At 38.6% G+C, this 26,527-nt stretch carries 26 protein-coding genes; 6 read left to right on the plus strand and 20 right to left on the minus strand.

What is annotated here, in order from left to right; genetic code table 11:
- Positions 1-8: 8 nt before the first annotated feature.
- The 11 genes from TEGAF0_RS09250 to TEGAF0_RS09300 all read right to left on the minus strand — a co-directional run bounded on the left by TEGAF0_RS09250 (position 9) and on the right by TEGAF0_RS09300 (position 10,163).
- Positions 9-2,744: a BamA/OMP85 family outer membrane protein gene (locus TEGAF0_RS09250; RefSeq protein WP_264897890.1), complete on the minus strand. Its 2,736-nt coding sequence runs from the start codon at positions 2,742-2,744 to the stop codon at positions 9-11.
- A 113-nt stretch (positions 2,745-2,857) separates the two neighbouring features.
- Entirely contained in the window at positions 2,858-3,628 is a 771-nt protein-coding gene (locus tag TEGAF0_RS09255) for an isoprenyl transferase (RefSeq protein WP_264897891.1), read from the minus strand.
- Between the two features lie 76 nt (positions 3,629-3,704).
- Positions 3,705-4,553, minus strand: a complete 849-nt coding sequence (locus tag TEGAF0_RS09260) for a DUF6089 family protein (RefSeq protein WP_264897892.1) — start codon at positions 4,551-4,553, stop codon at positions 3,705-3,707.
- Between the two features lie 59 nt (positions 4,554-4,612).
- Positions 4,613-5,491: an NAD kinase gene (locus TEGAF0_RS09265; protein WP_264897893.1), complete on the minus strand. Its 879-nt coding sequence runs from the start codon at positions 5,489-5,491 to the stop codon at positions 4,613-4,615.
- A 17-nt stretch (positions 5,492-5,508) separates the two neighbouring features.
- The gene (locus tag TEGAF0_RS09270; protein ID WP_264897894.1) at positions 5,509-6,168 is read right to left on the minus strand and encodes a CBS domain-containing protein; all 660 of its coding nucleotides are present in this window, start codon (positions 6,166-6,168) and stop codon (positions 5,509-5,511) included.
- 41 nt (positions 6,169-6,209) lie between these two features.
- Complete coding sequence (locus TEGAF0_RS09275) at positions 6,210-6,971, minus strand: alpha/beta fold hydrolase (RefSeq protein WP_264897895.1); 762 nt, start codon at positions 6,969-6,971, stop codon at positions 6,210-6,212.
- A 60-nt stretch (positions 6,972-7,031) separates the two neighbouring features.
- On the minus strand, positions 7,032-7,568 hold the full coding sequence (locus TEGAF0_RS09280; RefSeq protein ID WP_264897896.1) for a CvpA family protein: 537 nt from the start codon (positions 7,566-7,568) through the stop codon (positions 7,032-7,034).
- 5 nt (positions 7,569-7,573) lie between these two features.
- Positions 7,574-8,026, minus strand: coding sequence for a GatB/YqeY domain-containing protein (locus tag TEGAF0_RS09285; protein ID WP_264897897.1), 453 nt, complete (start codon positions 8,024-8,026; stop codon positions 7,574-7,576).
- 2 nt (positions 8,027-8,028) lie between these two features.
- Complete coding sequence (gene gldC / locus TEGAF0_RS09290) at positions 8,029-8,373, minus strand: gliding motility protein GldC (protein WP_264897898.1); 345 nt, start codon at positions 8,371-8,373, stop codon at positions 8,029-8,031.
- Positions 8,374-8,403: 30 nt separating this feature from the next.
- The gene (locus TEGAF0_RS09295) at positions 8,404-9,537 is read right to left on the minus strand and encodes a glycosyltransferase family 4 protein (protein WP_264897899.1); all 1,134 of its coding nucleotides are present in this window, start codon (positions 9,535-9,537) and stop codon (positions 8,404-8,406) included.
- A gap of 2 nt (positions 9,538-9,539) precedes the next feature.
- Positions 9,540-10,163 carry a DUF502 domain-containing protein gene (locus tag TEGAF0_RS09300; RefSeq protein WP_264897900.1) on the minus strand — a complete coding sequence of 208 codons (624 nt, stop codon included), beginning with the start codon at positions 10,161-10,163 and terminating at the stop codon, positions 9,540-9,542.
- A gap of 169 nt (positions 10,164-10,332) precedes the next feature.
- On the opposite strand from TEGAF0_RS09300, the gene TEGAF0_RS09305 reads away from it, so the two are divergent.
- Genes TEGAF0_RS09305 through TEGAF0_RS09325 form a run of 5 tightly spaced genes read left to right on the plus strand, consistent with a single transcriptional unit; the run spans position 10,333 to position 17,933 of the window.
- The gene (locus TEGAF0_RS09305) at positions 10,333-10,938 is read left to right on the plus strand and encodes a TetR/AcrR family transcriptional regulator (protein WP_264897901.1); all 606 of its coding nucleotides are present in this window, start codon (positions 10,333-10,335) and stop codon (positions 10,936-10,938) included.
- 1 nt (position 10,939) lies between these two features.
- The gene (locus tag TEGAF0_RS09310) at positions 10,940-12,340 is read left to right on the plus strand and encodes a TolC family protein (protein ID WP_264897902.1); all 1,401 of its coding nucleotides are present in this window, start codon (positions 10,940-10,942) and stop codon (positions 12,338-12,340) included.
- Between the two features lie 19 nt (positions 12,341-12,359).
- Positions 12,360-13,565, plus strand: coding sequence for an efflux RND transporter periplasmic adaptor subunit (locus TEGAF0_RS09315; RefSeq protein ID WP_264897903.1), 1,206 nt, complete (start codon positions 12,360-12,362; stop codon positions 13,563-13,565).
- A 12-nt stretch (positions 13,566-13,577) separates the two neighbouring features.
- On the plus strand, positions 13,578-17,138 hold the full coding sequence (locus TEGAF0_RS09320; protein ID WP_264897904.1) for an efflux RND transporter permease subunit: 3,561 nt from the start codon (positions 13,578-13,580) through the stop codon (positions 17,136-17,138).
- Positions 17,139-17,141: 3 nt separating this feature from the next.
- Positions 17,142-17,933 carry a TIGR00266 family protein gene (locus TEGAF0_RS09325; protein ID WP_264897905.1) on the plus strand — a complete coding sequence of 264 codons (792 nt, stop codon included), beginning with the start codon at positions 17,142-17,144 and terminating at the stop codon, positions 17,931-17,933.
- Positions 17,934-17,948: 15 nt separating this feature from the next.
- Here TEGAF0_RS09325 and TEGAF0_RS09330 read toward each other — a convergent pair whose 3' ends face one another.
- From TEGAF0_RS09330 to rplM, 9 genes are all read right to left on the minus strand, one after another.
- Positions 17,949-18,623 (minus strand): response regulator transcription factor, encoded by a 675-nt coding sequence (locus tag TEGAF0_RS09330; protein ID WP_264897906.1) that lies wholly within the window; start codon positions 18,621-18,623, stop codon positions 17,949-17,951.
- Position 18,624: 1 nt separating this feature from the next.
- Positions 18,625-18,999, minus strand: a complete 375-nt coding sequence (locus TEGAF0_RS09335; protein ID WP_264897907.1) for a helix-turn-helix domain-containing protein — start codon at positions 18,997-18,999, stop codon at positions 18,625-18,627.
- 73 nt (positions 19,000-19,072) lie between these two features.
- A complete protein-coding gene (locus TEGAF0_RS09340) occupies positions 19,073-20,221 on the minus strand; it encodes a methionine aminotransferase (RefSeq protein ID WP_264897908.1) in 1,149 nt (382 codons plus the stop codon).
- 10 nt (positions 20,222-20,231) lie between these two features.
- Positions 20,232-21,536: a TolC family protein gene (locus TEGAF0_RS09345; RefSeq protein ID WP_264897909.1), complete on the minus strand. Its 1,305-nt coding sequence runs from the start codon at positions 21,534-21,536 to the stop codon at positions 20,232-20,234.
- A gap of 57 nt (positions 21,537-21,593) precedes the next feature.
- Entirely contained in the window at positions 21,594-22,283 is a 690-nt protein-coding gene (pyrH, locus tag TEGAF0_RS09350; protein WP_264897910.1) for a UMP kinase, read from the minus strand.
- Positions 22,284-22,403: 120 nt separating this feature from the next.
- Positions 22,404-23,240 (minus strand): translation elongation factor Ts, encoded by an 837-nt coding sequence (tsf, locus tag TEGAF0_RS09355; protein ID WP_264897911.1) that lies wholly within the window; start codon positions 23,238-23,240, stop codon positions 22,404-22,406.
- Positions 23,241-23,274: 34 nt separating this feature from the next.
- Entirely contained in the window at positions 23,275-24,090 is an 816-nt protein-coding gene (gene rpsB, locus TEGAF0_RS09360; protein ID WP_458574894.1) for a 30S ribosomal protein S2, read from the minus strand.
- Between the two features lie 141 nt (positions 24,091-24,231).
- Positions 24,232-24,621, minus strand: coding sequence for a 30S ribosomal protein S9 (gene rpsI / locus TEGAF0_RS09365; protein WP_026750513.1), 390 nt, complete (start codon positions 24,619-24,621; stop codon positions 24,232-24,234).
- Between the two features lie 42 nt (positions 24,622-24,663).
- Positions 24,664-25,107 carry a 50S ribosomal protein L13 gene (gene rplM, locus TEGAF0_RS09370; protein WP_026750514.1) on the minus strand — a complete coding sequence of 148 codons (444 nt, stop codon included), beginning with the start codon at positions 25,105-25,107 and terminating at the stop codon, positions 24,664-24,666.
- 187 nt (positions 25,108-25,294) lie between these two features.
- Here rplM and TEGAF0_RS09375 point away from each other — a divergent pair, with 187 nt between their 5' ends.
- Positions 25,295-26,476: an amidohydrolase family protein gene (locus tag TEGAF0_RS09375; RefSeq protein ID WP_264897913.1), complete on the plus strand. Its 1,182-nt coding sequence runs from the start codon at positions 25,295-25,297 to the stop codon at positions 26,474-26,476.
- Positions 26,477-26,527: the final 51 nt, after the last annotated feature.

The raw sequence follows: 26,527 nt of genomic DNA on the forward strand, positions 1-26,527 counted from the left end.
TTTTATGGTTATTCAGGTTCGAATCCAAGCATAAAGGTAAAGCGTGCAGCATCCCTTAACTGATTGGTTCCATTAAACCTATCCAATCCTATGCCATAATCAAATCCAAGCAATCCAAACATAGGTAAGAAGAAACGCATACCCACGCCCACAGATCTTCTAAGCTGGAATGGATTGTAGTCTTTAAATGAATACCAGCCATTAGCTGCTTCAAAGAAAGCCAATCCAAAAATGGTACTGCTTGGGTTTAAGCTTAAAGGATACCTCATTTCCATCGTGTATTTATTAAAGATGGTAAAGTATTGGTTTGCTCTTTGCTGATCTGGGTTTACGCGGGGATTAGAATTGTCGTAAACAGGGTATCCTCTGTGGGCCACAATATCAAACCCTAATAAGGCAAACTGGTTTGTTAAACCTGCGTCCCCTACCTGGAAACGCTCAAATGGTGAAACTTGTAGTTTTTCATTGAATCTTCCTACAAAGCCAAACTTCGCTGCAAAACGCATAACGAACTGCTTGTTACGGTCTTCCCCATGCGGCTTACCCAATGGAACAAACCATTCTCCGTTAAAACGCCATTTGTGGTATTCGATCCACTTATAAGGATTATCAGCCGGATTAAAATTGCTGTTGATTAAAGAATAAGGGGGAGTAATTTGTAGACTAGCCATAAAGTTTGATCCTGTTTTAGGGAACATAGGCTGGTCAATAGAAGAACGCTGTAAAGCAATTCTAAAGTTTAGGTTGTTTACAATACCATTGTCAAAACCGGGTAAATTGGTTGGGTCAATGGCATAGTTGCTTAACTTATATCGGGTATAGTTTAACCCCATCGACAAAGAGAAATAGTCATCAGGCCACTTCAATTGCTTAGCAATGCTTGCTGTAGCACCTGTGGTAGAAATATATCGCTGACTAGCAATGGCAGGATCAAAGCGCCCTGTTAGCGGGTCAAATGTTTGACCAAACTTGGTATTGAATACGCTGACAGTTAATGCATTTCTTTTTTTACCACCTAACCAAGGCTCAGTAAAGGAGAAATTGTAAGATCGGAAAGCACGTCCATTACTTTGAATACGCAAACTCAACTTCTGACCATCTCCCATTGGCAATGGATCCCAGGCTGTTTTCTTAAATAAATTTTTTGCAGAGAAGTTATTGAATGATACACCCAGTGTGCCCGTCAATCCAATTAAACCACCCCATCCTGCACTCAATTCCAACTGATCACTTGATTTTTCTTCTACACTATAGTTGATGTCTACTGTACCGTCTACCTGGTTAGGTACGGGATTCGGTGTAATCTTTTCCTGGTTAAAATAGTTCAACTGCGCCAATTCTCTAACAGAACGAATCAACAACTGACGGCTGAATTTTTCACCGGGTATGGTTCTGATTTCTCTTCTAATCACATACTCTTTGGTACGATCATTTCCTGCAATACGAACATTTTTAATGGTTGCTTGCGGACCTTCAATAATACGAATTTCAAAGTCGATGGTGTCGTTGTAAACAGCTGTCTCAATGGGTTCTGTTCTAAAGAATAAGTACCCATCATCTTGATAAAGACCGCTAATATCCATTCCATCTGGCGTAGAAGATTTACCCAGTTTTTTATTCAGTACATCTAGGTTATAAATATCTCCTTTCTTAATACCTAGGATAGTAGTCAAAATAGAATCGGAGTATTTGGTATTTCCTCTCCAGGTAATATTACCGAAGTAATACTTTCTACCTTCATTCATTTTAAGATCAATGTTCAGATTACCATTCCCAACACTGTACACTGTGTCTTTATCAATAACCGCATCTCTGTACCCCAATGAATTGTAATATTCCAGTAAAGACTCTTTATCTTCTAAATATTTCTTTTCGTCAAACTTGGCAGAACTAAATTTAATTCGAACATATGGATCCAATACTCTTTTCGTTTTACCGAAAGTTAAAAAGCCTTTTTCTTGTAAGTATTGTTCAAACGTGTAATGTTTAGGAACCACAATTCTACCACTGTCCATAACAGGATACAAGGTAAGCCTGGATCTTTCTTTTGATCCCTTCAGTTGTTTTTTAAGCTTAACATCATCGATGGTAATATCTCCAAAATTGATATTGTTGATCTTTACTTTGGGACCCTTATCAATGAAGAAATCCAAGGCAAGCGTGTTCGCAAAAGTGGTGTCTTTTCTCTCCGCAATTTTTACTTTGGTATCTCTGTAACCCTTTTCAGCATAGAATTTTTTAATAACTTCCGATGCGGTGATCTTCATGTTTTCGGTAACCACACGATTCGGAACCAATCCTGTTTTCCCTCTTAATTCATCGCCTTGTCCTTTGGGTATGCCTTTAAAAAAGAAGTTGGATAATCTCGGACGTTCCGTAACTGCAATCTCAATATCAATTTCTTTCCCTTCTAACTTGGTAATATAAATTTCAACATCACTGAAATAATTCTGGCTCCAGAGCTTGGTAATTGCCTTTGAAAAATTATCGCCCCCAGGAATAGTCACTTCATCCCCAATATTCAAATTCGCTATAGAGATCAGCAAATTCTCATCAAAAAAACTATTGCCCACCACCTTAACCGCTGCAATTCTGTATTTTTTGGGCGTTTTTTGATTGAAAAGATTAATCAAATCTGCATCAATAGAGCGGATGGTTGTATCAGAAGTTTGTTGTGCAAATGCTGGTTTAGTAAAAAATAAAACAACTAAAGCGAACAACGATAATTTAAACACTTTATGCATCCCGTTTCTGTTTGTTCTGTTGGCGGTTGGTTATTTCCGCACACTCAGCAATTAATTTGGTTCTTTAAGCTGGGCAAATTACCCCGAATAATGAAAACTGTTTGTTAAATAAACTAGGCAATACTGGTCTCGGCTTGCACCTGATGGCCAGTTTTACCAAATCTCCTCTCCCTAGATTGAAAATCAAGAATGGCTTCGTATAGATTCTCTTTTCTGAAATCTGGCCAGCGTGTATTGGTAAAATACAGTTCGGCGTATGCCAGCTGATACAATAAAAAGTTACTAATTCTATATTCACCACTGGTTCTGATCATCAGTTCAGGGTCTGGAAAGTTACTGGTTGCCAGGTAATGCTGCAAAGTTTCGGCGGTAATTTCTTTTGGATCAATAATTCCCTTTGCAACATCCAGCCCAATATTTTTTACGGCATTCACCAGTTCCCAGCGACTGCTGTAACTCAATGCCATAATCAAATTCAGGCCAGTATTGTTTTCTGTCATTTGCAATGCTTCCTGCAAGGCAGTTTTGGCAAATTCAGGCAGTAAGTCTGTATTGCCAATCACATGCAAACGAATATTGTTTTTGTTGAGGACCGGAACTTCTTTACGAATGGTGTCTACCAATAATGCCATTAATCCATCCACTTCCGGCTGAGGTCTGTCCCAGTTTTCTGTACTGAATGCATAAAGGGTAAGATAGCCTACACCTAACTCTGCAGCTCCTTCCACTATATCTCTAACGCTCTCTACCCCATGAAAATGACCATATAATCGGTCCTGTCCTTTTTCTTCCGCCCAACGACCATTCCCATCCATAATGATGGCAATATGCTTAGGTAAACGGTCTTTGTTTATTTGCGGCAAAAGGTCTTCCTTTTTAACCATGGGATTAATTTAGTGTGCAAAATTAACAAAATCAATGGTTTTTAAGGATTTAAATACGGTAAAACTGGCTTATTTGCTAATAAGTAGGGCAGCGGTAGTTATGAAGATTGAAGGAAATACCCACTTTGATGGTCGCAAAAGCGTCTGATTTCAGGCTATTACCCCTTTGTCTGCCCTTTGTTCCAATGGATGCACCAGTTTCATAGCTTCTGTCTTGCAATAGAAAAGCAGGGCTTGGAGAACCGTCGGGAAGAGGTGAAAATGCGTCAGGAGCATAGGTTTGACCACTTACATCGTCTAAAAAGTCGGTATTGGTGAAGCGGTAAATTAATTCGGCAAATACATTGGTCCGGGCGTTTAAGGCATATTTAGCTCCAAAAGTGAAAGGAATACTTATTGCCACCGGATTATAATATTGGCGGTCTAAGTAAAGGGAAGAACCCTGACCTTCTGTTCCCAATAATCGTAAAAAAAACTTTTGTCCCCCAAGATAGGCATAGGGATCATAGGAAAATGCACCAATTCCCAATCCAATATAAGGGGTAAAATTATACCCTTCGAAACCAGGTTGAAAACGGAAAAAATTAAAATCTCCGGATATACCCACTTCCCACACATTGGAATTAAAGCTCAGATTCCTTGCTCTTTGAATATCGTTATTACTATATCTGTCAGAATATCCCAACAAAGCGTATTCGCCTGATAAACGAACACTGATATAATTATTTAATTGCTTTCTGTAGAAAAGCCCAAAAGCTGTTTTGGGACGATTGAAGCGTATTTCAGGATTCAAATCACCAAAGTAATGCCCCATACCAACGCCAATACCAATTTCACCCGAATGCAAAAAGCTTTCCATCAACTGGGCCTTCGCCGAAAAACTGGCCGAAAAAAAACTGAGAATTATTAAAAGCTTTTTGAACATATAAACTTTGGGCTTCGATTGCTTTTGTAAAATAGCAACAAATTTCTTTATCTAATTTGTTAATTTCTTTTATCAAGACCCCAAGTAAGCTTAGTTCGCAGCGTGGAGAGAAAAGTATTTTCGTTTAATCGTATTAAACTAATGTTAAATGACTCTTTTCGAACTGCCAATTGAACTGTTTTAGGTACCAACTCTCTTCTTGCGTCCATAGCAACTATAAACTCATCGGCCCTTCCTTCTACTTCAAATGAAATGATATTATTATCCGGAATTACTATTGAGCGTACATTCAAATTATGCGGACAAATTGGGGTGATCACCAAACTAGATGAGTCGGGAAATAAAATAGGTCCGTTGCAACTTAAATTATACCCAGTAGATCCTGTTGGAGTAGACACAATTAAACCATCTGCCCAATAGGTATTCAGAAACTCCCCATTCATATACGTATGAATTTTGATCATGGGAGAAGTATCCTTCTTGTGAATGGTAAATTCATTTAATGCAAAAGGTGCATCCTGAAACAAGGGAACATTTGAATCCAAATGAACCATCGTTCTCTTATCAATCAAATAAGTGTGGTTTACCAATGCATCCACTGCAGTAGATAATTCTTCTCTGCTGATGCTTGCAAGAAAACCAAGCCTTCCGAAATTAATCCCTAAAACCGGAATATTTTTTTCTCTGATTAGCGTAATAGTATCTAGCATGGTTCCATCTCCGCCCAAGCTGATTACACAATCAATAGACTCATCCAGGTCTTCGTATCCGGAAAACTGTTGAATTTTATTACAAAGCTGTTGAGGAATATTAAACTGCTCAAATAAAGTATTAAAAAGTAATATTTCGATATCGTGGCGACTCAATTCCTCCAATAAAATCAATAATGGATTTTCTTGTTCTATATCTAAGCCACGACTATAAATGGCAACTTTCATGAGAAGAATTTTAATAACTACATATTCAGATACGACAGCAAGTGCTGGTAATTTTCTTTCAGCTCATTGGCATATTCTTCCTCACCATAAAAATGTCTGACCACATAATCGTAGCGTTGGAATGTAGCTACTATATCAGATACTTCAATCTTATTGATTTTAATGGTAATGACTACCAACCCTGTTCCTGCTTCTGTATATGTATTTAATTGAGTAATATAGGCATCATTGGTTTCTACCAGTCGACTTAACTCACCAAAGGAAAAGTTTCGTTTTTCTGTTTCCAGCACAATGACTGCACCCTTTTCATCATTACCTAAAAAAGTGGACATCGACTTTAGAAAATCTTTGGTGGGTATAACACCCAACAATTCCATCTGTGCGTTTACAACAGGTAAAATGGAAAGTTCATGATTAGCAATCTGATGCAAAGCCCCCAATAAATTTTCTTCGGGTTCTATCGAAATCTTTTTGAGAATTTCAGGATTAGACAGATGCATGTCAGCATCTATAGCATCTAACATGTCTTCTTTCGCTACTACACCAACAAATTTTTCTTCACTTAAAACGGGCAAATGAAGAACATCATAGTCATCCATTAGCTGCAAAGCAAAAGATGGCTTGTCCGAAATATTCAGCGAGGGGAAACTGGTATTTACTATTTGCGATACAACCATTGAAGTACAAATGTACAAAATGATTCAGGCACCACAGTGCATTATCCTTTGTGTTTACCTAAAAAGCCTTCTAGGATTACGTTGAATTCAGCAGGCACTTCCATCATTGGTGCGTGTCCACATTTATCAATAAAGTGTAATTCACTGTTGGGAATCAATTTGTTAAACTCTTTCCCTACGAATGGAGGGGTTATGGTATCATTATTACCCCAGATTAAGCAAGTGGGCTGTTTTATTTGGTTTAACTCTTCCCCTAAATTATTTCGTATGGCACTTTTTGCCAATGCAATAATTTTAATCACTTTAACCCTGCTATTGGTAATTTCAAACACTTCATCAACCAGTTCTTTGGTTGCCATTGTAGGATCATAAAAAGTCAGTTCAGTTTTCTTTCTGATGTATTCGTAGTCTCCTCTTTTAGGATAGCTATCCCCCATTCCGTTTTCGAAAAGTCCGCTGCTTCCTGTTAAAGTGAGTGTTTTAATTTTTTCAGGATGTTTTAATACGTGCACCAGCGCTACGTGTCCGCCTAAAGAATTTCCTAACAAATGAATATTGTCATAGCCCCGGGTTTCAATGAATTTGTGAACGAATTTTTCTAAGCCACCAACGCTGGTATGAAAAATATCTAAATCGAATAGAGGTAAAATAGGAACTACTACACGGTAGCTTTTTCTAAAATGTTCAATTAAATCAGCAAAATTACTCATAGCACCAAACAGTCCGTGCAAGAGTAGCAGAGTCTCGCCTTCTCCTTCCTCTATAAACTTATACTTATCAATTTCTTTTAACTCGTAATTCATTGGCTTGTTTTTCTTAAGGCCTAGCAATTCTTGCTAAAGTAATCAAAATAAAAGAGATTTTCATCCCTTATTCTTATTTATTGCTTCAAAAAAATCAGTCAAATCGGAGAATAAATCTTTGAAAAAAGGTATGGCCGAACCTATTCCATCTACAGCAAAGGGACCCCATAAATGTATATAAGGGTAGGTTTGAGACGACTGAATAGCCGTCTGGCTTAACAATTCCATCTTTTCGGCATAAAAAATCAATACACTAAATACGGTAATATAGAGCAGAGCGTAGATGAATATACCCCCCATTTTATTAACCCAACCCAGCATAGACAGTTCGAGCACTTGCTCAATCATGGTACTCAAAATCCTCACCCCCAAAAATACCCCAGCCATAATCAGGATAAAAGCCAGAAAGGGCAACCAATAGGCACCCACATTAACCGTACTGCCTATCCATCCTGCAACCAGCGTACTGCATTTTAAAGCAGCCGCCAGGCCAATAAAAATGGCAATAAAAGAAAGTGCTGCCAAAACCAATCCTTGTTTAAATCCTTTTACGATTGCAAGAATCAGTAATGCCAGCACTACTATATCTAAAAACATAATGGTTATTTACTCAATAACGCTTTAACAGTAGCGGCAATTGTTTTACCCTCTGCTTTTCCTGCCAGTTGTTTGGAAGCCACACCCATTACCTTACCTAAATCGGAAATAGCCGTAGCGCCAGTTTCAGTTATTATTGCAGCAATAGCTGCTTCCAACTCTTCCTGAGTTAACTGCTTGGGAAGGAATTTTTCAATTACTGCAATTTCCTCCAGTTCTTTCTGGGCAAGGTCTGCACGGTTTTGCTGCTGATAAATTTCCAACGAATCCCTTCTTTGCTTTACCAGCTTCTGCAATAATTTTTGCTCCTGCTCTTCATTGATCTGGCCGTTGGCACCTGGTTCAGTCTTGGCTTTAATAATTTCGGCTTTGATAGCTCTCAGCCCTCTTAACAAAGCTTCATCTTTTGCTTTCATGGCGTCTTTCATAACGCTCATCACTTGTATTTCCAGACTCATAATTATTTATTTTGATTGATTTGTGAATCACGAAACTTCTTATAAAAAGTCTTCGCATGTGCTTTCATATCGTCCACTAGTTCCTGTTGATGTGTTGCTCGCATAAAAGCATCCGCCATTCCCATAAATGTCTGATAGTAAAAATCGGCCATTTCATCCACCATCATGTCTTTGGTCCATAAATCAATGCGCATGGCAGATTTATCTGCTCCATCCCAGAAAGCCAGCATCATTGCTTTAGCTTCCTGCTTTAGATCTGCGGTACTGTCCGAGGCAGACCAATCTATATGCTGAGGTACTTTATTTTCATCCAGACTCACATTAACGGTAATCGTTGATTGTTTCATATTGGTCAATTAATTTAAAATGCCGCAAAACTAAGACGAAACTGCTTTGGTAGCTAGTATTTCCTTCCAAAACAAGTCCGCAGCTTTCTCCCAGCTATACTGCTGAGCCCTCTCCAATCCTTTCTGTACCATTTTTTCCCTAAGCTGTTCACTTTTATACAGGGTCTGCATATGTGCTGCAATGGTATCAGGCTGATCTGCTTCTGCGTATAAAGCAGCTTCGCCGCCTACTTCGGGCATACTTGAGTTGTTGGCAGTAATAACAGGCACGCCAGATTGCATGGCTTCCAAAATCGGCAGTCCAAATCCCTCAAAATGAGAAACATAAATAGCTGCATAGGACGAAGCAGTAAGTCTGGCCAGAATTTCATCGGTAACAAAGCCGGTTAACACTACATCGTTCCGGTATTTATAGGTTGTAAGTTTTTCCATAAAGTCTTCGTACTGCCAGGCCAATCTACCTGCAAATACAAGCTTCATATTACTCTTATGCCATTTTTTAAACAAGGAAAAAGCTTTGAGAATATTCAGCATATTTTTTCGTGGACTAATGCCTCCAACACATAAAAAATACTCGTATCCATCCGTATAAGCTTCTTTCACTTGCTCTTTTTCTTCCCAGCTTACCGGCTTAAAACTGTCTCTGGCAGCTCCACTCACTACTTCAAGCGACTTTGCTTTATTGGGATAATGCTGTAAAATATCTTGCCTTGAAAATTCAGAAACAGTGATGACTCTATTGGCTTTTTTTAGAAAAAGTGGCGTAAAAGTCTGATAAAAAAATCTTTGGTGCCAGGGAATGGACTTGGGAACATGCTTGAAAGCCAAATCATGAATCACTACTATTTGCGGCACTCCTGAAAGTAAACTGCAAAATCCATAAGGCTGAATCCATATATCTGCCTTGTATTTTCTTACTTCCCATGCAGCCCGGATATTGTACCAATAAAGAAATGCCGGCACATGTCTGGCTGCAGGGCCTACCGTAACGGAACGAACATTTGGTCCGTTAATCCATTCTTTTTGATGAAGTCTATCGTAGATAAATACAAACTCATGTTCCGGATGATTTTGAACCAGTATGTTGAAAATAGATACAGCATATTGTCCATACCCTTCTAAATAATCATCCTGAAAAAAAATAGCGTTAACTGCAATGATCATACCTAGTCATTTACATCTGTCACTCCGCCAGAAACAGTAAATTTCATGGCATCAGCAGCACCGATATTAGGAAGGGGTTTAATCTTATGTTTGGGCACAAAATAAGTTATACCGGAAATAGCATAAGAATGAGGCACATAAACAGTTACATAATCTGCTAATCCGAAATCTGTACCGGTTTCCTGAGTGATAAATCCAATTCTCCAAACACCTTCTCCATCTACATTTACCAGAACAGGCTGATTGAATTTTTTTTTATTACCCGCAAACGCCTCCAGAAAATCTTTCACTGAAGAATAAATGAATTTGATTCCTGGGGTTTTTTCCAAAACAGTATCTAGCAAAGCAACGATTCGATTAACAGCAAACAAAGAGGAAAGCCAACCTACTAGTAAAACCAGTCCAATTACTACCACAAAACCCAACCCAGGCATTCGGATACTATCACCATTGGCATCTTTTCTAACTAAATCCGGTGCCAGATTCTGCACAATACTGGGCAATAAGTTATCTACCACATTAAACAAACTGATTACAACCCAGATGGTTATACCAATAGGCGCAAGTACAATTAAACCCTGAAAAAAGTATTGTAATAATCGTTTTAAAATGGCTTTTGCAGTCATATATCCTGCAAGATAGGCTAAGTAAAGGAGTTCAGAGAATCAATTGGGAATGTCAGAATTTACCGCTCATCCTGCTCCAGCTTGTGTTTAACAATAATTTAATAAAAAAAATAATGGAAACTTTGGTTACAAAAATAGTTTCCATAGTTTTGCGTCCGAATTTTTAACTATGGAGCAAAGAATTGTTGAAAAAGCCCAGGAACTCTTTTTCCGCTATGGATTAAAGAGTATCACTATGGACGATATCGCATCCAACTTGGGCGCCAGTAAAAAGACGCTATACCAGTATTTCAAAGACAAGGACAGCCTGGTGGATGCTGTTGTTCAAAGGGAAATTGAGCAAGACATGCATGAGTGTGGCCATATAGCTACAAGCTGCGACAATGCAGTACATGAAGTCTTCAAAGCATTTGATATGCTGCAAGAAATGCTGACAACCATGAACCCAGCAATCATTTTTGAAATGCAGAAATATCATCCTGAAGCGTATAAAAAAATGAATGCCCACAAGAACAAATTTTTTGTGAACATCACTAAAGAAAATCTAATCAGGGGTATTGCAGAAGGGAATTACCGAGAAGATTTAAACATAGATATTCTTTCCAGATTCAGAATTGAAAGTGTATTCCTGGGTTTTAACCCAGAAATATTCATGCAGGGGAAATTCACTCTTGTAGAAGTAGAAATGGAATTAATGGAACATTTTTTATATGGCATTTGCACGCCAAAAGGGCAAAAATTAATTCATAAGTATAAAAAGCAAAGAGAAAAATAATATGTACAAGCGAATCAAAATGTTCAGTGTACTGAGTTTATTGATGCTGGCTGGTGCAACCAATGCACAAAAAGCCAACAGATACGAATTTAGTGTGCAACAAGCAGTGGCATTTGCACAGAAGAACAATGTGCAGGTAAAAAATGCCTTATTGGCTATTCAGGCCCAGATGCAAACTAACAAAGAAATTACAGCATCTGCTTTACCAACAATATCAGGTTCAATTGGTGCAAATCATTTACCCAATGTAGCCGTACAAACACTTCCAAACTTTATTTCTCCCGCAACCTATCAGGTGTTGGTTAATGAAGGTGTTAAAGACGGGAACGGGAACCCGATAAAAATGCCAAACGATTTTGGCTTTATTGCTGCCCAATTCGGAACGAAGTGGAATTCAACTGTTGGTGTTTCCCTGCAACAATTGCTGTTCGACGGACAGGTGTTTATTGGTTTACAGGCAAGGAAAGCTTCCATTGATTTTCAGGAAGCTGCTGCAAAAGTTACCGAGGAAAATATCAAGACGAATATTTACAAAGTATACTACCAGCTAGTAGTTAGTAAAACACAGATTGAATTGCTAGATGCCAATATCAAAAGATTGCAGAAACTAGATTATGATGTAAAAGCCTTATACAAAAATGGCTTTGCAGAAAGAATTGATATTGATAAAATAGAAGTACAACTAAACAACTTAAGCACCGAAAAAATCAAAGCATTGAATAGCATTGCTATGGGCTATATTGGACTTAAGACATTGATGGGAATGCCTGCTGCAGATACCCTGGTACTAACGGATACACTTGATTACAATCAAATCAAAGAAGATGTAACAAGCCAGGAGTACAACTACCAGGATCGTAAAGACTTTCAATACCTTACTTCGGCCAGACAATTAAATACTTACAATGTAAAAAGGTATGAGCTGAGCAAACTACCAACAGTTGCACTGGGAGCTTCCTATAGTAAGTTGGCACAAAGAAATCAATTTAACTTTTTTGGAAAAGGTGATTGGTTTACCGCATCCTCCATTGGATTAAATATCTCTGTCCCCATTTTTAGTGGATTCGCCAAAGATGCCAGAATTAAAAAAGCCAAGATTGAATTGGAACAAACCAGCAATCAATTAGAAAATCTGAAGTTAAATATTGATCAGTCGGTTGAGCAGGCTAGACTGAAATACAAAACCGCCATTGCCACTTTAGATTTTCAGAAAAACAATATGACGCTGGCAGAAAAAGTATATCAGCAAACCAAGAAGAAATACGAAGCAGGTACAGGATCAAATACAGAGATTAATGCTGCTGATGTAGACTTAAAAGCTGCACAAACCAACTATATCTCTGCATTGTATGACGCTATCATTGCACGAGTAGATTATTTAACCGCAACCGGAAAACTATAAACATATTAAAACCATAACAATGAGAAAATCAATATTTATACTACCTGTTACTGCTGCCATCATGGTTATCAGCAGCTGTGGTAATAAAAATACAGAAGGCAATGATTTGGCTTCAAAAAAAGCAGCCCTGGAAAAACTAAAGTCTGAGCAGAATAAAATAGCAGATCAGATTACTGCACTTCAAAATGAAATCAATCAGTTGGATACTGCTTCAGCAGGTGCAACCGCCAAGTTGATTGATATTACCCCTGTTGGAAAATCAAACTTTGTTCATTACATAGACTTACAGGGAAATATTACATCAGACAATATCTCTTATGTATCACCAAGAATGGGCGGAGGACAAGTAAAAGCCATTTATGTAAAAAGAGGCGATTTGGTTACCAAAGGGCAACAGTTAATTAAACTGGACGATGCTGTTATAAGACAATCAGTTATTGCAGCACAAAAATCAATTGAAACGCTTAAGAGTCAGTTGAACTTTGCAAAAGACTTATACAATAGACAGAATAATCTTTGGAAAGAAGGTATTGGAACAGAAGTACAGTTAATATCTGCTAAAAACAATGTTCAGTCATTAGAAAGACAATTGGCAGCTGCAGAAGAACAGGTAAAAGTAACCGAAGAGCAGTTACGCGCAACCAATATCGTAGCTGATGTGAGCGGAATAGTAGATGAATTGAATGTGAGAGTAGGTGAAATTTTTGTTGGTTTGGCAGGTGTTACCCCTCAGATTAAAATTGTGAATACACAAAACATGAAGGTAGTAACCCGTGTTCCTGAAAACTATAGCAATCGTATTAAAGCGGGTTCAGTTACCATCATCAGCTTGCCTGACTTAAATAAAGAAATCAAGGCAAATGTTTCAACCGCCAGCAGAAGTATTGACGCCAATACAAGAAGCTTTGATGTTGAAATTAAAATTCCTTATGATGCTAATATCAGACCTAATCAATTAGCACAGGTTAAGTTTCAGGACTATGAAGCCCCCAATGCTATTGCAATCAATGTAAACACTGTACAAACCGAAGAAAAAGGAAAGTATGTATATGTAGCAGTTCAGGAAGGAAAGAAAATGGTAGCCAGAAAGAAAATGATTACTGTAGGTGAATTCTATGGCAGCTTAATTGAAGTAAAATCTGGATTGAACGAACAGGATTTGTTGATTACCGAAGGATACCAGAATATTTATGACGGACAGGCTGTTAAGGTTTTAAGAAAATAAAAAATACTAGACATGAATTTCATAGAAGGCGTTGCCAAAAAATTCAAAGAATTTAAACCTACCAGCTGGGCGATAGACAATCGTACAGCCGTGTATGTAATCACAATTTTGATTTCTTTGTATGGACTTAACAAGTTCACTACACTACCCAAAGAGCAGTTTCCTGATATTGTGGTACCTACCATTTCTATCACTACTGTTTATTTTGGTAATTCACCCAAAGACATCGAAAACCTGGTTACCCGACCCATTGAAAAACAATTAAAGGGAATCAGCGGAGCCAAAGTCAATAAAATTCAATCTACTTCTCAGCAAGACTATAGTTTGATTGTAGTAGAATTTGATACAGACATTAAACCTGAAATTGCTAAGATAAAGGTAAAAGATGCAGTAGATAAGGCGCAAACCGATTTACCAAATGACCTGACTTCTTTACCTAACGTACAAGAGTTTTCAATCAGTGATCAGCCTATCATGTTTGTTAACCTGAGCGGAGATTTTGACGGAGTAAAACTGAAGGAGTACGCAGATAAATTACAGGATCGTTTTGAGGAATTAAAAGAAGTGAATCGTGCAGAAATTGTAGGTGCACCAGAAAGAGAAATTCAAATCAATATTGATCCCGCAAAACTGGCTGCTGCAAAATTAACTTTCAGAGATATTGAATCTGCGGTTAACCTAGAGAACAAGGATATCAGTGGTGGTTTGGTAGAAGTGGGTACCATGAAGCGCAATATCAAAATAAAAGGACAGTTCAGAACTGCCTTTGATATGCAGCATATACAGGTGAAGAATGTAAACGGAGCTCCTATTTATTTACAGGACGTTGCACAAATCATTGACACGGTTAAAGAAACAGAGAGTTATGCACGTTTGGACGGCAAAAATGTAATTACAATTAACATTGTAAAAAGAGCAGGCGAAAACCTGATTAATACAGCTGATGGTATTAATAATATAGTAGCCGAAATGCAGAAAAGCGATGAGCTACCAAAGAATCTGAAAGTAGTAATTACCGGAGACCAGAGTAAGGGTACTAAAACATCTTTTAATGAACTGGTAAATACCATCATTATCGGATTTATACTAGTATTGGTTATTCTGATGTTTTTCATGGGGGTTACCAACGCATTCTTTGTTGCATTAAGTGTGCCGCTTTCCGTTTTCGTTTCCTTTATGTTCCTGCCACTTGGTGAATTCATTGCAGGTGGTGCCATTACCTTAAACTTCATCGTACTTTTTGCCTTACTGTTTGGCCTGGGTATCATTGTGGATGACGCGATTGTGGTAATTGAGAATACACATAGAATTTATCAGAATGGAAAAGTAAAAATTGTAAGATCAGCTAAAGAAGCTGCAGGAGAGGTATTTATTCCTGTACTAGCAGGTACTGCAACCACACTAGCGCCATTCTTCCCATTGCTTTTATGGAAGGGAATTATTGGTAAGTTCATGATTTACCTGCCCATCATGCTGATATTAACATTGGCCGCATCATTGGTAGTTGCTTTCTTCATCAACCCTGTTTTTGCAGTAAGCTTCATGAAGCCAGAAGGCAGAGAATATGAATCTCCCAAGAATGCCATCTTTAAACAATGGTGGTTCTGGGGAAGCATCATACTGGGTGTTTTGTTTAATCTGGTTGGATGGCATGGATTCGGAAACTTCCTGATTTTCATGGCACTACTGGTAATATTGGAGAGATATGTATTAAGGGGCATCATTCACTTCTTCCAGGAAAAAGCATTGCCTGGTTTAATGAACAGATACGAAAAACTCTTAAAGTACATTTTAGTTAGAAAAAGACCTGTTTATCTTTTAATTGGATTATTCATTCTTTTCCCAATCTCTCTGTTCTTATTAATCCTTAGAAACAACCCTAAACCATTCTTCCCTAGTGGAGATCCTAAATTTGTTTATGTGTATTTAAAAATGCCAATTGGTACGAAAGCACAAACAACAGATTCGGTACTAAGAATTCTTGAGGGTCGAGTATATAAAATTTTAGGAACTGATCAACCTGGTAAAGAAGGAAGTATTGTAGAAAGTGTTATTTCAAACGTTGCAGTTGGAGCAAACAATCCAAGAGACAATAACAGAAGTACCCAATCTCATCTAGGTAGAATTCAGGTTTCCTTTGTAGAGTTCGAAAAACGCCACGGTAAAAGCTCTGCTCCATTCCAGGATGAAATCAGAAATCAAATGGTAGGTATTCCTGGCGCTACAATAGAAGTAAGACAAGAGGACGCAGGTCCGCCAACAGAGCCGCCTGTTAACATTGAAGTGAGTGGAGACAATTTTGATGCAATGTCTAAAACAGCCATTCAATTGTTAAATCACTTAGACACCAACCGTGTAGAAGGTATGCAGAGTCTCGGAATGGATGTAGATTTAAACAATCCTGAAATTACCGTAAAGATAGACAGACAAAGAGCATTGGCAGAAGGCGTAAGTACTGCACAGATAGGCTCTGAATTAAGAACAGCCGTGTTTGGTAAAGAAGTGAGCAAATTGAAAGATGATGAAGACGAATATAAAATTCAGCTTCGTTTCGATTCAAAGTCACGTAACAACATAGATGAGTTGATGAATATGCGAATTGTATTCAGAGACTTTACTTCAGGTGCAATTAAACAAATACCATTGAGCAGTGTGGCTACTGTTGAATATACCAACACAGCTGGTGGTGTAAAAAGAAAGAACCTGAAAAGAACCATCCAGATTCAATCGGCGGTTACTGATCCAAGTTTAACACCTGAAATCAACAAGGCATTAGCCAAGAAGATTGAAGAGTTTAAAACTAAAACTCAAATCCCTGCAGACATTACCATTAAACAAACCGGTGAAGGAGCTCAGCAAGCAGAAACCAGTGCCTTCTTAGGAACAGCTTTATTGAGTGCATTACTGATTATTTTCTTAATCCTGGTATTACAATTCAATAGTTTAAGTAAACCTTTCATTGTATTAACAGAAATATTCTTCTCCATTATTGGGGTATTCCTGGGTTATGCTTTAACAGGCATGAGTATGGCAACCATTATGGTGGGTGTTGGAATCATTGGATTAGCTGGTATCGTAATTAAAAACGGTATCCTTTTAATTGAATTTACAGATGAATTAAGAGGAAGAGGGTATAAAACCAGAGCAGCTGCTATTGAGGCAGGAAAAATCAGAATCATTCCGGTATTGTTGACCGCATTGGCAACCATGATGGGTATGTTCCCACTAGCTATTGGATTTAACATTGACTTCGTTTCCATGTTTACCCATCTAGATCCAAAGATTTTTATTGGAGGAGACTCGGTAGTATTCTGGGGACCATTGGCCTGGACCATTATTTTCGGATTGGTGTTTTCTTTCTTCTTAACCTTAATTATGGTACCAAGTATGTACTTGATTTCAGAAAGATTAAGAAGACCCATGGAAAGATTCTATGGCACTAAGTATGTAGCTTTATTTGGATTCACAGGACCACTATTCTTCATTTTTGTTGGAATCATGTTCGCTGTAAAAAAATTACAAGGCAAAAAAGTGTGGATGGGAGAACAAAAAATTAATTTAGTAAAAAATTAAACCATGCAGAATCACGAAATAGACTATCGCATTTTTGGAGAAGAAATGCAGTTCGTTGAAGTTGAATTAGATTATAACGAAACTGCTATTGCAGAACCTGGTGCATTTATGATGATGGACGATGGAGTCATCATGGAAACCATGTTCGGCGATGGTTCACAACAAAACAACAGCATTTTTGGAAAGCTATTGAATGCGGGTAAAAGAATGTTAACCGGAGAGAGTTTATTTATGACCGCATTTACCAATGTGAATCATGGCAAACGCAGGGTAAGTTTTGCTTCACCCTATCCTGGAAAAATAATTCCGTTGGATTTATCTCAGTACAACAATCGAATCATTTGTCAGAAAGATAGTTTTCTATGTGCAGCCAAAGGCGTAAGTGTAGGCATTGAATTTCAACGCAAGCTAGGAACAGGCTTGTTTGGCGGAGAAGGATTCATTATGCAAAAACTGGAAGGCGATGGCATGAGTTTCTTGCATGCAGGAGGCCATGTGTTCAAAAGAGACTTGCATCCTAGCGAAACCTTGAAGATTGATACTGGTTGTATTGTAGGTTTTACGTCTAGTGTAAACTACGATATTCAATTTGTTGGGGGGATTAAGAACACCATTTTTGGAGGCGAAGGATTGTTCTTTGCCACGCTAACTGGACCTGGTACCGTTTGGATTCAAACCTTGCCTATCAGCAGATTGGCTGGAAGAATTTTACAGTACGGTGTAGGACCAAGAAAAGAAGAAGGAAGTATTTTAGGAGGATTAGGTAATTTATTAGATGGCGATGGAAGATGGTAATTCTCTTCATAATACTTAGCTTTTCTCAATAGGGATAAGCCCATTTTTTATAGCATACAGAACTAAGCCGGCCGAATTTTTCGAGCCGGTTTTTTCTTGCATGGATTTTCGGTAAGATTCCACAGTTCTTACACTCATGGAAAGTTGATCAGCTATCTCCTTACTCGTGCATTCAGCAGCAATACACTGCAAAATCACTTTCTCTTTTTCGGAAAAATGGATTTGAGAGGATTTGGTATGAGGATAATAACGATTGCTTTGAATTAAATGCTGCAATTTTTTAGAAGTAAAAGCACAATAAAAGGATTGGCTATTTAAAACTTGAAAAATAGCTTTTTCTAGTTCGCTTTTAGAAATATACTTACTTGCAATACCATGAACACCTGCAGACAACAAACTCAATAAAAGCTCATCAGCATACTGACCATACAGAATGAAAACCTTACTATTATTACCAATCTGTTGAATAGACTGTACCACTGAAGATAGCTGCGTATGCGGAAGCATTGCATCCAGTAAAACCAAATCGGGCCGGGTTTGGGCAATAGTAACAATGAGATCAATATCTGTATTGCTCTCGCCTACAACTTCTATATTTTCGAAGCTTGAGAAAAATTGTTTGAGTCCATCGAGAAATATTTCTTGGTGATCGGCTAAAAATATTCGGATAATGGACTCTTGCTTGCTCATATCATTTCTGTTTGAATTGCAATTCCAATAAGACTTGGTATTTTTCGGACAACTCCATATATTTATTTTTCCAGAAAATTGTTTGCCGTTTAGATTCTTCCAGCGTTTCTGGTTCACTTGTATCCCAATAGTTCACCTGAAGTTCACTTGATTGTGTTTCTATAAAACCTTCTACTAATTCTATGAAATTGACCCCCAAGATTTTCCCGTATTCTACTAATATATCCAGCGGTAAAGCCGGGTCATCAATATGATTGTAATATGAGGACCTGCTAAATCCAGCTTTCGCAGCTAGTTTGGTAATGGAAATACCTTTTAGTTCAACCTGGGTTCTAAGCAACTGCCCACGATGAATATTTTTTCTACTGTTTTTCAATACAGTAAAGAAATAAACAATAGTGTTTAATTAAATAAACAAAAAGAAAGTAGTATTGTACATTTATGTATAATTAAAGCCTTCTCAACCCTTGCACAGCCTTTTCTAGAGTAGCTTCTGATTTAGCAAAACAGAAACGGAGTACTTTATTGTCTTGTCCATTCTGATAAAAAGCAGATACAGGTATGGTAGCTACACCAAACTCCTTGGTAAGTTTAATGGCCAACTCTTTATCGGATAACTGACTGAAACTGGCATAACTATAACATTCAAAATAACTACCCTGCGAAGGAATACAGGTGAATGGTGTATCACGCATTAAAACCCTGAAGTAATCACGTTTTGTTTGCATGGCAGCACCAAGAGATAAATACGCTTCTTCATTTTCAATATAAGTAGCCAATGCCACCTGCGGCGGAGTGGGACAGGTAAAACAATTGAACTGATGCACTTTTCTGAATTCCTTCATCAGCTGCTCAGGAGCCATACAATAACCCAGTTTCCACCCTGTACAATGATAGGTTTTGCCAAAGGAAAAGCAAACAAAACTGCGCTCGAATAAGTGCGGGTATTTTAAAATACTTTGGTGTTCAATCCCATCAAAAATTAAATGTTCATATACTTCATCGCTAAGTATAATAATATTTGTTCCTTCCACAATGCCAGATAATATTTGCATGTCCTCCGCTGAAAGCACTGCCCCGGTTGGGTTATGGGGCGAGTTAATCATAATCATGCGCGTGCGGGAGGTGATTTTACTTTTCACTTCTTCCCAAGGAATACCATAATTGGGATATTGCAATTGAATGGGTACAGCAATGGCTTTGTTCAATTCAATGGTAGGAATGTAACAATCATAAGCAGGTTCAAAAACGATTACTTCATCACCTGGTTGCAATACGGTTGTCAGCGCTGTATAAATGGCATAGGTACCTCCGGGCGTAATTGTAATGGATGCAGCAGGATCTATAGAAGCATTGTATAGTTTATTGGCTTTTGCCGCCAAAGCTTTTACCAAAGGAGGGTACCCATTCATATGGGTGTACTGATTAAATCCATCTTGCATGGCTTTGCTCACCAAACTGGTTAATTCAACACTCATAGGGAAATCAGGAAAGCCCTGACCCAAATTCACAGCACCAGCCTCATTGGCCAGCTGACTCATTACAGTAAAAATAGTAGTACCTACCTGAGGTAATTTAGATTGAATAGCAACAGACACTTTGTTGAAATTATGGCTCAATAATATTCGCCAGACGCTTCAGTTCTACTTCGGCAACCTTGGCTGTGAATGCCAAGTTAACCAATCTGTAGGATTCATTCTCAAAACTTTGTTGAGCCAGCTTCACATCAATAATAGTAGCTTGTCCTAATTGAAAACGTTGCATTACCAGGTCTAACAATTGTTTGCTTAAAATCTGGTTTTCTTTAGCGGTTTTTAATTGTGCTAATGCATTGCTGTATGCCTGATAAGTGCGTACAGTTCCCGTTTCAATATTTAATAAAAACTGGTCTCTTTGTACTTTGGCATTGCGGGTATTAATTTCAGCAACCTGTTGTTGCTTTTTGCTAATCATACCATTATAAATAGGTATCGCTAAATTCACCCCCAGAAAAGGACCATAGCTTCTATTCTCTAAAATAAAACCAGCGCCACTTTTGGTATTGCTAAAATTGAAACCGGTAGTTGCTCGTAGGGTTGGTACACGTAAGGCAGCAGTTTCTCTTTCCAGCAACTCATTAATTTTAATTTGTTGCTCTGCAGCTGCAATTTGCGGGTTTTTCAAGGCCAGAGGCTTTATCTGACTTAGCGTCACCTTCTCATCTACTACGATAGAATCTTTAATAACTACCGCACTATCCGGGCTAACAAATAACAAACTCAATAAATTGGTTTTACCCTGATCTATAATTAATTGTTGCGCTTGTTTAGATTGTATCAATGCATTAAGGTCAATTTGTGCCTGATATAAATCTGCATTATTGGCCAAACCGACTTCTTTTCTGCTTTTGATAACATCAATTCTTTGCTGAGATACCTCAATCGACTTTTCAATCGTATTTAATAAATTCTGTTGACGTACTACATCATAATAGCTGGTCATAACAGCAGCCATGGTACCCTGAATCTGTGCATTGAGCATATCCTCATTCATCTTCTGCAACTCGGCCAATCTTTGTTGTGCCGCTTTCACCCTAAATCCATTGAACAATAAAATACCTGCTGTAATATTGGCATTCATATTATTGGAAGACACTCCGCTTCTGGTAACGTTTCTGGAAGGATCTGGAAATTTCTGATTAATGCTGGTCGCATTTTCAACATCACTAACGGTAGCAGTTACAGTAGGAAGACCGCCTGCAACACCAACATAATTGTTGATAGCAGCAATCTCCACATTGTTTTTAGCCAACTGAATATTATAGCTGTTTTTCAAAGCGATTGCTACAGCATCTGACAAACTTAATCTGTTCTGGCCAAACCCAAACTGGGTAGCCATTGGTATTACCAGGAATGATAGGATTAATTTACGCATCAGGTCTAAATTACCAACGGATGATTGAATTCTATGGATTTTTACACGAACGGGCAACTAGCTTACCAGCGTACCTACATTGGCTCCTTCAACCACCTGCAATAAATTACCCTGGGTATTCATATCGAATACAATAATAGGTAGTTTGTTTTCCATACAAAGCGTGAAAGCTGTCATATCCATCACTTTCAGGTTTTTAGAGATGCATTCCTGAAAACTTAGTTTTTCAAATTTGGTGGCAGTTGGATCTTTTTCCGGATCAGCACTGTAGATACCATCTACTCTTGTCCCTTTCAAAATCACATCAGCCTTCATTTCAATAGCTCTTAATGAACCAGCCGTATCGGTAGTGAAATAAGGGTTACCAGTACCAGCGCCAAAAATAACCACACGTCCTTTTTCTAAATGACGCAACGCTTTTCTACGGATATAGGGCTCTGCTACTTGCTCCATGTTAATAGCGCTTTGCAAACGGGTATACACCCCTATTTTTTCCAGCATTGCCTGCATGGCCATGGCATTGATTACCGTTGCCAGCATACCCATATAATCGCCGTGCGCTCTTTCAATTCCACTGTCGGCTTCGTTCATACCTCTGTAAATATTACCACCCCCAATTACGATTGCCACCTGAACACCAAGATCAGTAACCCTTTTGATATCATGTGCATATTGCTCAATGATTTTGGGGTTAAAGGGATCGCCGTTTCTTTGATCGCCCAATAAAGCTTCTCCAGATAATTTCAAGAGGATACGTTTAAATTTTGGTAGCATAGCTAGAGGTTGTTTAAAGTGAGTAGGTTACAAAAGTACAAAAGCCCCTCCGATTATTGGGAGAGGCTTTTGAAAATATTTGGCTATTGAAAATTAACCTAAAGCAACACGCTTAAATTCAGTAACAGTAACGTTACCAGCGTTCTTTAAGTAAGCTTCAACAGTAATAGAACCGTCTTTTACAAATGCCTGGGCTAATAATGTATTCTCTTTAAAGAATGCATTCAATTTGCCTTCAGCAATTTTAGCTACCATTTCGTCAGGTTTGCCAGCCATCTTAGGATCAGCTTTCATGGTTTCTAACACGATTGCTCTTTCTCTTTCGATGGTTTCAGCAGGAATGCTATTTGCATCTACCGCTAAAGGATTCATAGCAGCAATCTGCATTGCAACGTCCTTACCAGCTTCAGGAGCTTCAGCGCTTAGTCCTACCAATACACCCATACGGTTTGCACCGTGGATATAAGAAGCAACATAAGGAGCTTCAATTCTTTCAAACTTGGCAACACCAATTTTTTCACCAATTGCAGCCAACTTATCGTTGATCATATCGGCTACTTTAGCACCATTGATACTTACTTCGTTTAGTTCTTCAGCACTCTTAACGTTGTTGGCAACAGCTGCATCAGCAATAGATGTAGCGAAGGCAACGAAATCAGCGTTCTTAGAAACGAAGTCGGTTTCACAGCTAATGCAAACGACAAATCCAACTTTGTTGTCAGCAGAAGTACGAGCAATGATTACTCCTTCTTTTGCTTCTCTGTCGCTACGCTTAGCAGCCACTTTCTGGCCTTGCTTACGTAACCAATCAATTGCAGCTTCAAAATCACCATTGGTTTCAGTTAAAGCTTTTCTACAATCCATCATACCAGCACCAGTGGCCTGACGTAATTTATTAATATCAGCAGCTGTAATAGTTGCAGTTGACATAATTATTTCAATTTAAAAGATTCAATAATAAAGCTTATCTAGCTCCACCACCTGCAGGTCTGCGGTTACCGCCACCTGCTGGAGTACGACGCTTAGGAGCACCACCAGGACCACCGGCAGGAGCACCACTACGGCCTCTACCACCACGTCCAGCTTCAGATTGCGCTTCTGCTTCTAAACGACGAGCTCTCGCTTCGTTTTCATTGTTGTTGTCATCAGACTCTTCTTCATCTTTAGAAGCCTGGCGCTCAGCCAAACCTTCTGCAATTGCAGCAACGATGTAGTTAGTGATGATAGCAATAGACTTAGTAGCGTCATCGTTCGCTGGAATAGCGAAGTCAACTTTATTAGGATCACAGTTGGTATCAACCATACCAAAAGTAGTAATACCCAAACGCTTCGCTTCTGCTAAAGCGATATGCTCGTGACCAATGTCAACTAAGAATAAAGCTGCAGGAAGACGGCCTAACTGAGCAATACCGCCCAATACTTTTTCCATCTTATCCTTATCGCGAGAAAGGGTTAATCTTTCTTTCTTGGTTAAGCTGTCAGCGCTTCCGTCAGCCAACATTTTTTCAATGCTCTGCATTTTCTTCACGCTCTTACGAACAGTGTTGAAGTTGGTAAGCATACCACCTAACCAACGTTCTGTAGCATAAGGCATGTTTACACGCTTAGCGCATTCGGTAACAATTTCTTTTGCTTGTTTCTTGGTAGCAACAAACATAATTTTCTTACCGCTCTTCGCAATTTGCTTGATAGCAGCTGCAGACTCCTGTAGGTAGTCAACAGTTTTGTTAAGGTCGATAATGTGAATACCTTTTTTCTCAGCAAAGATGTAAGGCAACATCTTTGGATTCCACTTCTTTTTCAGGTGACCAAAGTGTACGCCGGCCTCCAGTAGTTGCTGTTGTAGTGAAGTGTTATTTTCCATTGTGGTGAATTATATAATTTTTTAAAATTTATTTCAAGTAGATATTCAATACAACGATTAACGCTTACTGAACTGGTAGCTTCTACGGGCTTTCTTATGACCAAATTTCTTACGTTCAACACTACGTGGATCACGCTTCAATTGACCAGCTGCTTTAAGTGCAGGACGCAATTCAGGATTCACCTCAATCAACGCACGAGCAATACCTAATTTAGCTGCTTCAGCCTGACCTTTCAAACCACCACCGGTAGCGTTGATAATGATATCAAACTTGCCTTCTAATTCAGTAGTTTTTAAAGGAGCTTCTACTTGGTTCTGTAAGTAAACCAGTGGGAAATAAGCTTTGTAGTCTTTGTCGTTTACAGTTATTTTTCCTTCGCCTTTGCTGATGAAGACACGTGTAACGGCTTCTTTACGGCGACCAACTGCATTTTTTTGTTTTTCCATTTTGTTTATGCTTGGCGTCTGGCATTGCTACCAGACAATGTTTTAGAATTTAAGTTCCTTAGGTTGCTGAGCGGTATGAGGATGCGCAGTTCCGGCATACACGAATAATTTTTTGATCATTTTACGACCTAATTTATTCTTAGGTAACATGCCTTTCACAGCTCTTTCCATAATTACTTCTGGACGACGCTTTAATAGACTGCCAGCAACTTCTTCTTTTTTACCGCCTGGGTAACCAGAGAAGTTCAGGTATACTTTATCTTCTAACTTATTACCAGTGAAAGCAACTTTCTCTGCGTTAATTACAATTACGTAATCGCCACAATCTACGTGTGGAGTGTAATAAGCTTTGTTTTTACCGCGCAATACAGCGGCAATCTTAGATGCAATACGTCCCACGGTTTGATTAGTACCATCAACTACATACCAGTTGTGTTGAACGGTAGCCGCATTCGCATGCTTGGTGGTGAAATGAAGTTTACTCATGATTCTTTGTTTTAAGTGAAATCGGCGCTATCCCACCGATTAGAATATCCCATTTTTTGGGAGGGCAAAGGTCTGCATTGGCAATGGAACCACCAAGAAATTAGGGAATTATTTTGGGGGCACTGTTCACAACTAGTTGATTTTCAATAAAATTTTGTGCAAGTTTTTTTCATCTACCTTTGCAGATATGGGATTTTTACAATTTTCAGGGCAGGATTTATTCGATGGAAATCAATTTTTAGGACCCAACCAGGTACTCATTACCAATGAAGAAGGTCAGGTAGAAGCCATTCTACCCCGGTCAGAAGCCGGGGAGGAAATACTGGAAGTCCCGGGTATTTTGAGTCCAGGCTTTGTGAATGCCCACTGTCATTTGGAATTAAGTCATATGAAAGGCAGAATTCCAGAACATACCGGATTGCCTGAATTTATTTTGAAAATAGTGAACGAAAGGCACCATCCGGAAGAAGAAATACGGGAAGCCATTGCTCAAGCAGAAGCGCAGATGATGCAAGAGGGCATTGTTGCAGTTGGTGATATCAGTAACAATCATTTAACTGCTGCACAAAAAGCCAAACAAAACCTGGCCTATTATACGTTTGTAGAAATCAGTGGCTGGAAACCGGAAATTGCTGAACCCCGTTTCAGCAATGCACAAAAAGTAATGGAGCAGTTCAGAGGGATTATAACTGCCGCATCTTTTAGTCCGCACGCACCTTATTCTGTATCCCGAGAGCTCTGGGAAATGATGATGCCCCATTTTGAAGGCAATACAGTAACCATACACAACCAGGAAACCCCTGCCGAAAATGAGCTATTCCAAAAAGGAAGCGGAGATTTTGTGCAGATGTACCAGGCCATGAATATTGATCAGGCTCATTTTACGCCAACTGGTAAGAATAGCCTGCCGTCTTACTTCCCCCAATTGCAAAAAGCAAAAAATGTTTTGCTGGTGCACAATACCAACACCTCAGAAGCGGATATGGATTTTGCAACAGCAACTGCGAAAGCAAATCAGCAATCATTGTATTATGCGTTGTGTGTAAATGCCAATCTCTACATTGAAAATGCGTTGCCACCCATTGAATTACTCAGAAGTAAAAATGCCAATATTGTTTTAGGCACCGATAGTTTGTCGAGCAACCACCAGCTCAGCATTTTAGAAGAAGTGAAAACCATAGCTAGAAACTTTCCTTCCATTCCATTAGCAGAAATGCTACAATGGGCTACTAACAATGGAGCCAAAGCCTTACAGATGGATGCAGCATTGGGTAGTATTGCACCTGGTAAAAAACCCGGAATCATTGTATTAGAAAATGTAGAACCAGGAAAGAACTTGAACCAAGCGACTGTAAGAAGATTGATATGATACTATTGAAAAAACTTTGTTTCACTCAACTATTACATGTACTACTAATTT

This window comes from Sediminibacterium sp. TEGAF015, assembly GCF_025997995.1.
In the GTDB taxonomy this organism is placed as follows: Bacteria; Bacteroidota; Bacteroidia; order Chitinophagales; family Chitinophagaceae; genus Sediminibacterium.

Bases quoted from the DNA above. Each gene is read 5' to 3' on its own strand.
- TEGAF0_RS09250 (WP_264897890.1), bottom strand. From the start codon at position 2,744: ATGCATAAAGTGTTTAAATTATCGTTGTTCGCTTTAGTTGTTTTATTT.
- TEGAF0_RS09265 (WP_264897893.1), bottom strand. From the start codon at position 5,491: ATGAAAGTTGCCATTTATAGTCGTGGCTTAGATATAGAACAAGAAAAT.
- TEGAF0_RS09305 (WP_264897901.1), top strand. From the start codon at position 10,333: ATGGAGCAAAGAATTGTTGAAAAAGCCCAGGAACTCTTTTTCCGCTAT.
- TEGAF0_RS09260 (WP_264897892.1), bottom strand. From the start codon at position 4,553: ATGTTCAAAAAGCTTTTAATAATTCTCAGTTTTTTTTCGGCCAGTTTT.
- gldC (WP_264897898.1), bottom strand. From the start codon at position 8,373: ATGAAACAATCAACGATTACCGTTAATGTGAGTCTGGATGAAAATAAA.
- TEGAF0_RS09325 (WP_264897905.1), top strand. From the start codon at position 17,142: ATGCAGAATCACGAAATAGACTATCGCATTTTTGGAGAAGAAATGCAG.
- TEGAF0_RS09300 (WP_264897900.1), bottom strand. From the start codon at position 10,163: ATGACTGCAAAAGCCATTTTAAAACGATTATTACAATACTTTTTTCAG.
- TEGAF0_RS09315 (WP_264897903.1), top strand. From the start codon at position 12,360: ATGAGAAAATCAATATTTATACTACCTGTTACTGCTGCCATCATGGTT.
- rplM (WP_026750514.1), bottom strand. From the start codon at position 25,107: ATGAGTAAACTTCATTTCACCACCAAGCATGCGAATGCGGCTACCGTT.
- rpsI (WP_026750513.1), bottom strand. From the start codon at position 24,621: ATGGAAAAACAAAAAAATGCAGTTGGTCGCCGTAAAGAAGCCGTTACA.
- TEGAF0_RS09320 (WP_264897904.1), top strand. From the start codon at position 13,578: ATGAATTTCATAGAAGGCGTTGCCAAAAAATTCAAAGAATTTAAACCT.
- TEGAF0_RS09270 (WP_264897894.1), bottom strand. From the start codon at position 6,168: ATGGTTGTATCGCAAATAGTAAATACCAGTTTCCCCTCGCTGAATATT.
- TEGAF0_RS09275 (WP_264897895.1), bottom strand. From the start codon at position 6,971: ATGAATTACGAGTTAAAAGAAATTGATAAGTATAAGTTTATAGAGGAA.
- TEGAF0_RS09295 (WP_264897899.1), bottom strand. From the start codon at position 9,537: ATGATCATTGCAGTTAACGCTATTTTTTTTCAGGATGATTATTTAGAA.
- tsf (WP_264897911.1), bottom strand. From the start codon at position 23,240: ATGTCAACTGCAACTATTACAGCTGCTGATATTAATAAATTACGTCAG.
- TEGAF0_RS09280 (WP_264897896.1), bottom strand. From the start codon at position 7,568: ATGTTTTTAGATATAGTAGTGCTGGCATTACTGATTCTTGCAATCGTA.
- rpsB (WP_458574894.1), bottom strand. From the start codon at position 24,090: ATGTTGCCTTACATCTTTGCTGAGAAAAAAGGTATTCACATTATCGAC.
- TEGAF0_RS09345 (WP_264897909.1), bottom strand. From the start codon at position 21,536: ATGCGTAAATTAATCCTATCATTCCTGGTAATACCAATGGCTACCCAG.
- TEGAF0_RS09285 (WP_264897897.1), bottom strand. From the start codon at position 8,026: ATGAGTCTGGAAATACAAGTGATGAGCGTTATGAAAGACGCCATGAAA.
- TEGAF0_RS09330 (WP_264897906.1), bottom strand. From the start codon at position 18,623: ATGAGCAAGCAAGAGTCCATTATCCGAATATTTTTAGCCGATCACCAA.
- TEGAF0_RS09375 (WP_264897913.1), top strand. From the start codon at position 25,295: ATGGGATTTTTACAATTTTCAGGGCAGGATTTATTCGATGGAAATCAA.
- TEGAF0_RS09255 (WP_264897891.1), bottom strand. From the start codon at position 3,628: ATGGTTAAAAAGGAAGACCTTTTGCCGCAAATAAACAAAGACCGTTTA.
- TEGAF0_RS09310 (WP_264897902.1), top strand. From the start codon at position 10,940: ATGTACAAGCGAATCAAAATGTTCAGTGTACTGAGTTTATTGATGCTG.